General features: G+C 29.8%; 2 protein-coding genes. Both read right to left on the bottom strand.

All coding sequences use genetic code 11. The features are described from left to right. Positions 1-49: 49 nt before the first annotated feature. A complete protein-coding gene (locus HNP63_RS06715) occupies positions 50-607 on the bottom strand; it encodes a DUF777 family protein (RefSeq protein ID WP_183227725.1) in 558 nt (185 codons plus the stop codon). Between the two features lie 24 nt (positions 608-631). Next, a partial coding sequence (locus HNP63_RS06710) for a DUF693 family protein (protein ID WP_183227723.1) occupies positions 632-1135 on the bottom strand: 504 nt, incomplete at its 5' end.

Genomic DNA, 1135 nt, shown 5'->3' with positions numbered 1-1135 from the left:
TTTCCAATTCTTAAATCCATACTAGTAATTATACCATATTTAGCAAAAATTACTTAAACAAACTGTTGATATTAGCAGAAATTCTAGAGGTTACTGCTCTTAAGCTTATATAGTCAATTGCTGGAGGGTTATTAGTTGTGGTTACTACGGTTATACCATTGATAGCACTGATAATACTATCGAGAATTTCTTTCAAGCTAGTTGTTTGGTTGGCTATTCCAATTCTACTATTTGCTTTTATCTTAACAGTATCAGAAATTAAATTTAAAGTTTTTGGACTAATTGCGCTAAGTATGTAAAAATGATTTTTGTCAAAATGAATATCGTCATTTTTATCAAAAATATTAACGCTTGATTGAAGTAGTAAAACAGTATCGCCTTTTGATAGTTCAAAATTGATATTAGATATATTTTTTGTGTGAATTTCTAAGTCTTCAAATTCTGGTATTATAACTATAGCTTCTTGAGTTTGCTGCTTAAACTCCTTTACAGTGCCAATTCGAGTTATGAAAATATTTGAATAAATCCAATTTTTCATGTCCTCTTGTGCTAATGCATGGCCATAAAGGCGCTGGTTCATTCTGTAAATTTTATAGTCTTTGGTCATTCTAAACCCCTTTACTTTCTATATTTAATTAGAATCATCCTTTAACTTAAGTATTAATGAACAATCTCCCGTATTGCTAAGTCTTGCGCTTGTTTCTTTTATGGTAGTTTTTATCATTTTTCCTAACCCATCAATAAATGAAACTTTATCGCCAATTTTTATTTTATGTGTGTAAAATATTTGGGCGTTCCAATATATACGCCTTATACTGTATTCACCCTCGATAGTAATTTCTTGTTGTGGAATAAACTCAAGTCCATAATCTTCTAAAGCCTTGTATTTTTCATCTGGTTCAGTTGTTCTATCATTAGTAAATATGTAAATACATTCAACATCAGAGTTGTTATTGCCATAATCAGCTATTACATCATGAATGTATACCCCTTTTATTTTGTCAATAAACTCTTTTGGTGTTGAGGCATAAATATTTTTATCAATGATTTGAAGTCGATCTTTTTCATCCATATTAATGGTATTGCGATCTGGAAATACCGATTTTATTGCATCTTCAACCGTCATACCTTTAAA

It is taken from the genome of Borreliella afzelii, assembly GCF_014202295.1.
Classification (GTDB): domain Bacteria; phylum Spirochaetota; class Spirochaetia; order Borreliales; family Borreliaceae; genus Borreliella; species Borreliella afzelii.
Note: the sequence above shows the minus strand (reverse complement) of the source record. Positions and strands in the feature narration are given on the sequence as shown.

Excerpts from the sequence above, each read along its gene's own strand:
- HNP63_RS06715 (WP_183227725.1), bottom strand. The coding sequence starts at position 607 with ATGACCAAAGACTATAAAATTTACAGAATGAACCAGCGCCTTTATGGC.